This window comes from Streptomyces sp. ISL-96 (assembly GCF_018614035.1).
Taxonomy (GTDB): Bacteria; Actinomycetota; Actinomycetes; order Streptomycetales; family Streptomycetaceae; genus Streptomyces.
The window spans coordinates 87,087-93,864 of record NZ_JAGGPA010000013.1 but is presented as its reverse complement, the minus strand read 5'-3'; the positions used below and the strand labels follow the sequence as shown (position 1 = coordinate 93,864).

Below are 6,778 nucleotides of genomic sequence, written 5' to 3'. Positions count from 1 at the left end.
GACGATCAGGGTGCGGATCTGATTGATGACCTGAGTGCGGGCCTTGACCGCACTCTTGCGGACCACCCGCAAGACCCGTATCGCCTCCACGATCCCGTCCCGGGACTTCGGGATACCACCGGCCCGCCCGGAGAGGACCGCGGTCGCGGCCGCGTAGGCGTCGACCGGATCGGACTTGCCGTGGGTCCGCCTCGCCCTGCGGTCGGGCCGGTCGACCTCGACCACCGTGACACCGTTCGCCGTCAGAAACCGGGCCAGTTCGGCACCATAGGCGCCGGTCCCCTCGATACCGACCGCCAGGACCTCGCCGTGCGAGACCAGCCACTCGTGCAGCTGCCGGTAGCCGTCAGGTGTGGTGGGAAACGATTCGGTCGCCAGGTGCCGTCCGATCGAGTCGATCACCGCGGCCTGGTGGAAATCGGTGTGGGTGTCGACGCCGCCAACTACCGCCATCTCGTCTGCCATGCTGATACGTGCTGCCTTCCGTGCGACGCATGAGGACAGTGCACGCGCGCCGGTCGGAAAGCCGGACAAGACAGTGACGGGACCTTTGGCCGGGCTCCTATGAAGTCACAGGCCTTCCGACCGGCAACGCGCAACCACCGCACCGTCCAGGCGGCCGACGATTCCGCCGAAGGACAACCAGAACGTCAGTCAAGGGTCGGGTCAGACCACCCAAGCAGTGCCACCCACATCCTCACTGTCAAGGGTGAAGCGCAGCGCAATCGCCGCAGGCGACGCGACGCAGGAGCGCCCTTTACCGGCGGGCCTTCGGCGCCACACTTACGTGTGGCGGCCCCCGTCGCAGACGCGATCAACGCCCCGGGGGCGCCAACGCTCGCCCTGCCGCGACCCCCGCGCCGATTCCGGTGGGGTTGGGATGAGTGGGTGGGGAGGGGCGCGATGGTTGAGGTATGTCGCCTGCGGTACGGGCACCTTGCTCCTCGTGGCTGGCAGGCCACGCTCGAGGTCGAGGGCTGGGGAACTCTCCTTTCCACGCACGCTGGGCAGGCGCGGCTCCACTCGGAGGGAATCCGCTGGTGAATACCGTGAGGCGATGGACTACTGGAACCACAACGTGCATTACCACCCGCTTGTACTTGGCGCCGTGCCGGTGGGGTGTCGCGCCGCCCTCGATGTTGGCTGTGGTGAAGGGGCGTTGGTGCGCACGCTTGCCCGGCAGGTCGAAGCGGTGACCGGGGTGGACTGCTCCACGGAGATGGTCCGGCTTGCCCGCGAACGCAGCTTGGGCGTACCCAATGTGACGTTCGCGGAGGCGGACTTCCTCGACGGCTCACATGGCCTGCTCACGCAGGGCGGGTATGACTTCATCAGTGCGGTCGCCGTGATCCACCATGTGAGGTTTGCCGAGGCGATCCGGGCCATGGTCCGCCTGTTAGCACCGGGCGGTCGTCTGGTGATCGTGGGGCTTGCTCGCAACAAGACGCCGCTGGACTGGGTTATCAGCGCTGCCGGTGTCCCAGCAGCCAGGCTGAATGCCCTCCGTCATGGTGGAAAGTCCGACCCGGACGGCATGCCCATTCAGATGCCCACCCTTGCCTGGGGCGACGTACGCCGGGCAGCGAACCAGCTGCTTCCTGGATGCCGCTTCCGCCGCCACCTGCTGTGGCGTTACTCGCTCATTTGGGACAAGCCCACGACGCCGGGCGGCCTGCTGTTCGGCTCTGGGAGACGCCGATGGGGATGACGCACGGGTATGTGTTCTGGATCACTGCTGTGAGATCGGGTGGGCGCGATGACTTTGGCGCGGCGCGAGCGTCTGTATTGGCGTAACCCAGAGCGAGGAAGAGGAAAAGGAAGAGGAGCGGGTCCCATGCGCATCGTAGTGAGTGAGTTCATTAGCTTGGACGGCGTCGTGCAGGCGCCGGGTGGACCCGACGAGGACACCGAGGGTGGCTTCGCCAACGGCGGCTGGACGCACCCGTTCTTCGACCCGGAGGTGGTGGGCGGTGCCTTCGACGATGCGACGTCCAAGGCCGACGCGCTGCTCTTCGGGCGCCGCACGTGGCAGACGATGGCCTCGGCGTGGCCCGGGCGAGCCGGCGACCCGTTCGCCGACCGGATGAACGCCCTCCCGAAGTACGTCGTGTCCCAGACGCTGGGCGACGACGAGCTGACCTGGAACAACACCACGCGCATCGCCGGCGACGAGGCCGTCGCCGGTATCCGGAAGTTGCGCGAGGCCGCGGGTGGCGACCTGCTGGTCATGGGTAGCCCCACGCTCGTACGTACTCTCCTGAGCGCGGGCCTGGTCGACGAGCTCCGGCTCATGGTCATGCCGGTGCTCCTCGGCGGCGGCAAGACGATCTTCCCCGACGACGGTGGGCTGCGGACGCTCAAGCTGGCCTCCACGGTCATCAGCGGCGCGGGCGTGCACGTGTGCACCTACCTGCCGGTCGCCGAGGGGTAGCGGGGCTCCGGGCGCGGCGACTACTCGTCCGGGATCTCGGCGAAGTGGTCGAACTCGCCGGCCTGTACGCCGAGCACGAACGCGTCCCACTTCTTCTGGGTCGTCGTGACGACGTTTTCGGGGTCGCTGGTCTCGCGGAGGTAGACCAGGTCCCCCGGCCCGAAGGCGATCTCGATCCAGGGGCCGGGCCCTTCTTCGCCCTCGGGGGCGGCACGGATCCAGTCGAGGTCGGTGGGGATGTCAGCCACGGTTCGCGTTCTCCTTGACGGTACGGAGGAGGGTGGCCCAGTTGGCGGGCGTGGTGCGGAGTATCGCACCGCTGGGGTCACCGCTCTCGGTGAGCCTGATCCGGCCGTCCGTCGCGGCGCAACGTGGACGAAGACCGCTCGGTACAGACCGGGCGCAGTATTTCGGACGTGTGCGATACCGCATCGGACGCGCGCACGAAAAATGCTGTGAACCCGTCCCGGATGGGGGAGGGTTGAGGAGTGCGCAAAGTCTGGGTGGCCAGTGGGATCGGGATCGGGCTCTGTCTGAGCTTCGTCGCGCTGCTCGTCGTCGGGACCTTCTCCGCAGCCGCGGGGCTGGCCGGCGGTACGGGCGCCGGGCGGACCGTCGGGCTGGCCAAAGGTGCCGTGCCCGCGTTGTACCAGCCGCTCGTACAGAAGTGGGGCAACCTCTGCCCGGCCATCAACCCCGCGCTGCTCGCCGCGCAGTTGTACCAGGAGAGCGGCTGGAACCCGCAGGCGCAGAGCCCTGCCGACGCGCGCGGCATCGCGCAGTTCATCCCCGGGACCTGGGCCTCGCACGGGGTCGACGGGGACAAGGACGGGGACCGGGACATCTGGGATCCGGCCGATGCGATTCCGTCGGCGGCGTCGTACGACTGTGAATTGGCCGGGTACGTGAAGAAGGTGCCGGGGGATCAGACCAAGAACATGCTCGCCGCCTACAACGCGGGCGCGTACGCCGTCATCAAGTACGGGGGCGTTCCGCCGTACCGCGAGACGCAGAACTACGTGAAGATCATCACCAGTCTGGAGCAGAGCTTCGCCCGGCCCGTCGGGCGCGTCGAGCCGTCGCGGCAGGCCGCCGGGGCCATCTATTTCGCGCAGAAGAAGCTGGGGACCAAGTACCTGTGGGGCGGGAACGGTACGCCTGAGCAGGGCGGGCGGTTCGACTGCTCCGGGCTCACTCAGGCCGCGTACCGGACTGTCGGGATCGAGCTGCCGCGGGTGGCCAACGATCAGTACAACGCGGGGCCGCATCCTTCGCGGGACGAGTTGCTGCCGGGCGATCTGGTCTTCTTCTCGGACGATCTCACGAACTCCCGCGCGATCCGGCACGTCGGGTTGTACGTGGGAGGCGGGTACATGATCAACGCTCCGTTCACTGGAGCCGTGATTCGCTTCGACAAGATCGATACGCCGGATTACTTTGGTGCGACCCGGGTCACCGAGGACGGGGCGAAGGCGCTTCCCACGGAGCTGCCGGAGGACCGCGGCGGCGTGTGACATGGCTTGAACTCTCCGTTATCGCCGCCCTCTGAGCTGCGGCGATGTGTCTCTCTTCGATAACGTCATGGTGATCTTTCGGTGGAGACTGGAACGGCGGGGGCCGGTGGGACGTTCCCTGGACCGGGGGAGTGGGACAGTCGAGCAGTCGTAGCCGACTGCGCGCGCTGACTACGCAACCGGCCGCGCGCTGACCATGCGCGGCCACGGAAATCCGCAGGGAACCACGGGGGTTCGCAGGAGCGGCACGCAGACACGTGTGCCGCGCAGCAGGCAACAAGGCAAGGGGCCGCGGCAGATGGCTGGACTCGCACTGGATGGGGCGAACCCCGACGTCAGTCTGCTCTACGACATCAACGGACTGGCGGCGGATGCGCCGGGCTGGTTCGACCGGGTCATGGAGTTCGTCGGTGAGTACGGGATCATGCTCGGCATGGTCCTGGTGGCACTCTGGTGCTGGTGGAGCGTGCGCCGGCGCGAGGACGCGGTCACCTCGGTGGCCGGTCTCGTCTGGGCGCCGCTGGCGGCCGGGATCGCGCTGCTGATCAATGTCCCGATCCGTGGGTTCGTTGAACGGCCGCGCCCGTTCAACGACCACAAGGGGCTTGAGGTCCTGGTGGCCGGCAAGACGGACTTCTCGTTCGTCAGTGACCACGCGACGATGGCGATGGCCATCGGCGTCGGAGTCTTCGTCGCCAACCGGAAGTTCGGGCTCGCGGCGATCGGGCTGGCTGTCCTGGAAGGCTTCTGTCGCGTCTACATGGGCGTGCACTACCCGACCGACGTCATCGGCGGATTCGCCCTCGGTACGGCCGTGGCGCTGCTGCTCGCGCCGCTCGCGATGCTGCTGCTCACGCCGCTGATGGCGGCGATCTCGCGGTCGCAGAAGGTGGGTTGGCTCGTACGGGCCAAGGGGTCCGTGGAGCGTGGGGCGGCGACTGTGGGTGGGGGGCTGGAGTTGGGTTCTGGCTCCAGCTCTGGGGCTGGGGCTGGTTCCGGGTCTGGTCCGGATGATGGTGGGTCAGGGGCTTTTCCCGGGCCGCGTGCTGCGGGAGACAGTGAGCGCAACGACCTCGCTGCCTGACGTGGGTGGTCGGTTACAGGGCCTGGGGGAAGTCGAAGAGCCTGTCCGGGTCGTAATGCTTCTTCAGCGTCGTCAGGCGATCCGCCGCCGCGCCGTAGTACGCCTTCCGCCAGTCGGTCAGGGTCGCGTCCGTGTAGTTCTGGTACGCCGCCCCTGAGGCGTACCGGCGCATCGCCCCGTGGGCGTTTTTCAGCCACGTCTGCTGGGCGGTGCCGGAGGTGCCGGCGCGCCATGCGCCGATGTACTGGGCGAGCATCCGCTGCCGGCGGTGCACGAACGCCGTCGCGAGCGGGTCGACTCGGTTCACCGCGCCGCCGAGCGCGGTCAGCGCGATGCTCCCGCCGCCACCGTCCCGGGACACGGGGATGCGGGTGAACGCCTCGGTCTGGGCGAGTAGGGCGCGTACCCCCGCGGGCGAGAGCGAACGGTCGAAGAAGTCGCTGCGGGCCGCGTACGTCTCGCGGCCGAGGGCGCCTTGCGGGGTGCGGCCTGGGGTGGTGCCCGGCAGGTGGCACTGGGCGTCGCTGAAACCGGCGCAGCCGGCGTACACGAGCATCGACTCCTGGTAGCTGCGGCGGCGCAGGGAGACGGAGCGGGCGGGGGCGCCGATCTTGTCGGCGAGGCGGTCCACGGCGTTCTGGAGCTCGGTGTAGCCGCCGAGCGAGAAGGCGGAGATGGAGACGGTGGGCGTCACGCCGCCCGGGCCGGCGGCGAGGTGCGCGGACGACCAGATTTCGTCGGGCTGGTCCGGGCCCCACTCCTGCCAGGCGGTGATGACAGCCTGGGCTTTTGCCCAGGGCCAGGAGAGGAACGCGGTGACGGCTGCGGGGGCCGGGTGGGTGCGGAAGGTCAGCTCGGTCACTACGCCGAAGTTGCCGTTTCCCGCGCCGCGCAGGGCCCAGAAGAGGTCCGGGTGCTCGGTCGGCGTGCAGCGGAGGCGTTCGCCTGCGGCGGTGATGAGGGTGGCTGAGGTGAGGCTGTCGCAGGTGAGGCCGTACGCGCGGGAGACGACTCCGTGGCCGCCGCCGAGGGTCAGGCCGGAGATGCCGACCGTGGGGCAGGATCCGGCGGGGATCGTGCGGCCGCCCTGGCGGGCCAGGCTCTGGTAGACGTCGATGAGCTTGGCACCGGCGCCGATGGTTGCTGCGGTGCCGGTCGCTTTGACCTGGGCGAGCTTTGATACGTCGATGACCAGGCGGCCGGTGCCGGTGGACCAGCCGGCGTAGGAGTGGCCGCCGTTGCGGATGGCCACTTGGGTGCGGTGCGTCTTGGCGAAGGCCAGGCATTCCTTGACGTCTGCTTCGTTCGCGACGTACGCGACTGCGGCGGGCTTCAGGTTGTCGAAGCGCGTGTTGTAGAGCTGGCGGGCGGTCTTGTAGGCGGCGTCCTCGGGGCGGATGAGCGGGCCTTCGAGACTGCGGGCCAGGGCTGTCCAGGTGGGTGTGGGGGTGGGTGTGGTGCTGGTGGCTGTGGCTGCGGTGCGGGCTGTTGAGCCGTGGCCGGTGCCGGTGGTAGTGCCCGTCGTGGTGCCGGTGCAGGCGGCTGCTGTGGTCGTGGCTGCCAGGGCCGTGGCCGAGGTGAGAAATGTGCGCCGTTCCATGGTGTTGCCTCCCGGATGCGAGACGGCTTTGCGGTGGAACGGGTTCCTGCGGGGGAGATGTTTTCCGGCGGGGCGGGCGGGGCGGGCGGTGCAGTGGAGTGGAGTGGAGTTTCCCCAGTCATGGCCCTTTCCGAAACCGGGGGCACGCC

Annotated in this window: 7 protein-coding genes; 4 read left to right on the top strand and 3 right to left on the bottom strand. The window is 68.7% G+C overall.

What is annotated here, in order from left to right:
• Positions 1-465: transposase (locus J7E96_RS10190; RefSeq protein WP_215129720.1), on the bottom strand; the 465-nt coding region annotated here is incomplete at its 3' end.
• 592 nt (positions 466-1,057) lie between these two features.
• Here J7E96_RS10190 and J7E96_RS10185 point away from each other — a divergent pair.
• The gene (locus J7E96_RS10185) at positions 1,058-1,708 is read left to right on the top strand and encodes a bifunctional 2-polyprenyl-6-hydroxyphenol methylase/3-demethylubiquinol 3-O-methyltransferase UbiG (protein WP_215129718.1); all 651 of its coding nucleotides are present in this window, start codon (positions 1,058-1,060) and stop codon (positions 1,706-1,708) included.
• 126 nt (positions 1,709-1,834) lie between these two features.
• Positions 1,835-2,431 carry a dihydrofolate reductase family protein gene (locus J7E96_RS10180; RefSeq protein ID WP_215129716.1) on the top strand — a complete coding sequence of 199 codons (597 nt, stop codon included), beginning with the start codon at positions 1,835-1,837 and terminating at the stop codon, positions 2,429-2,431.
• Between the two features lie 20 nt (positions 2,432-2,451).
• On the opposite strand, the gene J7E96_RS10175 is transcribed toward J7E96_RS10180, so the two are convergent.
• Entirely contained in the window at positions 2,452-2,679 is a 228-nt protein-coding gene (locus J7E96_RS10175) for a DUF397 domain-containing protein (protein ID WP_215129714.1), read from the bottom strand.
• A 255-nt stretch (positions 2,680-2,934) separates the two neighbouring features.
• Here J7E96_RS10175 and J7E96_RS10170 point away from each other — a divergent pair, with 255 nt between their 5' ends.
• Together J7E96_RS10170 and J7E96_RS10165 are read left to right on the top strand one after the other, a co-directional pair.
• Positions 2,935-3,945, top strand: coding sequence for a bifunctional lytic transglycosylase/C40 family peptidase (locus J7E96_RS10170; protein ID WP_215129712.1), 1,011 nt, complete (start codon positions 2,935-2,937; stop codon positions 3,943-3,945).
• Positions 3,946-4,243: 298 nt separating this feature from the next.
• A complete protein-coding gene (locus tag J7E96_RS10165; protein ID WP_215129710.1) occupies positions 4,244-5,029 on the top strand; it encodes a phosphatase PAP2 family protein in 786 nt (261 codons plus the stop codon).
• Between the two features lie 13 nt (positions 5,030-5,042).
• On the opposite strand, the gene J7E96_RS10160 is transcribed toward J7E96_RS10165, so the two are convergent.
• Entirely contained in the window at positions 5,043-6,629 is a 1,587-nt protein-coding gene (locus tag J7E96_RS10160; protein WP_215129708.1) for an FAD-binding oxidoreductase, read from the bottom strand.
• Positions 6,630-6,778 lie beyond the last annotated feature (149 nt).

What these genes read in the sequence shown, in the direction of transcription:
- J7E96_RS10180 (WP_215129716.1), top strand. Translation starts at nt 1,835, where the DNA reads ATGCGCATCGTAGTGAGTGAGTTCATTAGCTTGGACGGCGTCGTGCAG.
- J7E96_RS10165 (WP_215129710.1), top strand. Translation starts at nt 4,244, where the DNA reads ATGGCTGGACTCGCACTGGATGGGGCGAACCCCGACGTCAGTCTGCTC.
- J7E96_RS10160 (WP_215129708.1), bottom strand. Translation starts at nt 6,629, where the DNA reads ATGGAACGGCGCACATTTCTCACCTCGGCCACGGCCCTGGCAGCCACG.
- J7E96_RS10185 (WP_215129718.1), top strand. Translation starts at nt 1,058, where the DNA reads ATGGACTACTGGAACCACAACGTGCATTACCACCCGCTTGTACTTGGC.